We start from the raw sequence: 2,566 nt of genomic DNA on the forward strand, positions 1-2,566 counted from the left end.
GTTACAATTTTAATTATTGCTGCAAATGTTTTGATTTCATTAAATGGGTTTAACGATTATTCCTTTTTTGAAAAGTATAAATTCAAAGTAGCTTCAATACATAAAGGTGACTATTTCAGAATTTTTTCTTCAGCTTTTTTGCATGTTAATACAGCGCACTTATTATTTAATATGATAACCCTCTATTTTTTTGCGGAAGTAGTTATACAAACATTGGGTACAGTAGCCTTTTTAATTATCTATCTGATAAGTATTCTTGCCGGAAATTTACTTTCCTTTTTTTTTCACAAAGATGAATATCATTATACAGCCGTAGGAGCAAGTGGAGGAGTTATGGGTATTTTATATGCCGCTATACTCCTGTATCCTGAAATGGGTTTATATTTATTTTTTATACCAATAGCCATACCTGCCTGGTTATTTGGTATTGCCTATTTGTTTTATACTCTTTACGGAATGAAAAAGCAATTTGGAAATATAGGTCACGATGCCCATTTTGGAGGAGCTATAGCAGGATATGTTCTTACGTTGGCCTTTGCACCGTCTTTATTAAGTCATCAGTTTTGGATTGTTGCTTTATTGGCAATTCCTATTTTAGTTCTTTTTGTTTTACATCGAACAGGGAAAATTTAGTGCTTTGGCACAACTATTGTCTTTAGTTTTTAAACAACAAACTTAAAAAAATGAAAAATTATATTCTAGCTCTTGTAATTTTGATTTCAGGTGGGATAACAGCTCAGCAAGGATCAAAATCTAATGTAAGTGTTTTGGGTGAAGGTATTGTTAAGGTGGTACCCGATCAGGTAAAAATTCAATTATCTGTTGAAAACACAGGAAATGACGTTATTCAATTAAAAAACCAGAATGATAAGACTGTTGATGCAGTCCTCAATTACGTCAAGCAGTTTGAAATTTTAGATAAAGATATTCAAACGCAACATGTGCGTTTAAATAAGTCGTATGATTATAACAAGAAATCATACAATTATAGTGCAAGTCAAACAATTACGATTTTATTGAAAGATTTAATTAACTATGAACCCTTGATTTCCGGATTGGTAGAAAAGGGTATTAACAGAATAGACGGGATTGTTTTTAGTAGTAGTAAAAGTGAGGCTTTAAAGAAAGAAGCCCGAAAAAAAGCCATTGAGAACGCAAAATTGAAAGCAGAAGAATATGCTTCTGTTTTAGGTCAATCTATTGGAAAAGCCATACAGATTTCAGAGCCTTCAAATTATTCTCCACCCAACCCATTTTACAGAATGGAAGCAATGGCTGTATCAGATTCAGGAAATCAAACTTTGGCAGTTGGTGAAATAATTATCATGCAATCTGTTCAAGTTATATTTGAGCTGGATTAGAAAACAATTATAAATAAAATATTCCTTACTCAGCTAAAAGTTCAGCGACCTTTTGAGCCAATGCACCTCCTCTTACGTTTTTAGCAACTATTTTACCGTTTTCGTCAATTATAAATGTTGCCGGTATAGATCTAACTCCATATTCTCTTGCAATTGGGTCGTCCCAGTAATTTAAATTTGAAATATGATACCAATCCATTTTATCATCTTCAATGGCTTTAAGCCATTGTGCTCTTTGATTTGGTCTGTCAAGTGAAATACTTATGATATTGAAACCTTTGTCTTTAAATTGATTGTGAACTCTTACTACATTAGGGTTTTCAACTCTACAAGGTCTGCACCATGAAGCCCAAAAATCAATAAGGGTGATTTTTCCCATAGCTTCTTTTAGGGAAAGTGTATCACCTTCCGGTGTTGGGCCTGAAAACTCAGGTGCCTGGTTTCCCACTTCTGCTCCTTTTAATAATTGTTTGTTGACATCAACTAATTTACTAAACACATTTTCATTCTTATTTTTTCTTTTTTCCAATAGCTTTTCAACTTCGTCATAGCTAACTTCTTTTTTCGCAATCATTTCATTAAGAAGCATTAATGATAAGAGTGAATTGATATTTTCATTAACAAATTCTTTTTTAAACACCTGTTCTTCGTTAGAAACAAGTGCAATTTCAGTTTGCAACCTAATCATATCTTGATTAGACATGGCCTGACGGGCTTCATCAATTTCATTTTGAAGTTCTGTTTTACGGTTGCTAAACTTAAGTAACTCTTCTTTAAAATTATTAAATAAGTCATTGTCTTTCCCTCCTTTAAACGTTGATTCATATAAATTGTTTAAATCAAAATCTGCTTCAATATTGTCCCTCTCATAAAAGAAAATAAGCGTAGTATTTAAGTTTCTGAAATTTAATAAACCAACTTTTGATTGCTCTTGCTTATCTATTTCGAAAGAAAATTTACCATTTTGAATTTCAAGTGTATCAATGTCAAAAGGCTGGCTGTTTTCATTTACATTTTGAAAGTAAACCTTTGAACCATCTTCAGCACCTTCAATCGTTCCAGAAAAGGTTATTGTTCCTGATTGGTTGCAGGATTGTAAGATCAATAAAAATAATATGAAGCTTAAATATCTCATTTCGTATTTTTTTTTGCAAAGGTATAGAACAGTAGGTGAAAACAGCCAGCCTTTTGACATTGATACACTT

The 2,566-nt window shown here is 32.2% G+C and carries 3 protein-coding genes; 2 read left to right on the forward strand and 1 reads right to left on the reverse strand.

The window, feature by feature from the left end:
* On the forward strand, positions 1 to 633 hold a 633-nt coding region (locus AACY61_RS12215; RefSeq protein WP_339611854.1), incomplete at its 5' end, for a rhomboid family intramembrane serine protease.
* Between the two features lie 50 nt (positions 634 to 683).
* A complete protein-coding gene (locus AACY61_RS12220) occupies positions 684 to 1,361 on the forward strand; it encodes an SIMPL domain-containing protein (protein ID WP_339611855.1) in 678 nt (225 codons plus the stop codon).
* A 25-nt stretch (positions 1,362 to 1,386) separates the two neighbouring features.
* Here the strand turns inward: AACY61_RS12220 and AACY61_RS12225 are convergent.
* The coding region (locus AACY61_RS12225) for a TlpA disulfide reductase family protein (RefSeq protein ID WP_339611857.1) at positions 1,387 to 2,566 on the reverse strand (1,180 nt) is incomplete at its 5' end.

This window comes from uncultured Planktosalinus sp., assembly GCF_963973675.1.
Classification (GTDB): Bacteria; Bacteroidota; Bacteroidia; order Flavobacteriales; family Flavobacteriaceae; genus Planktosalinus.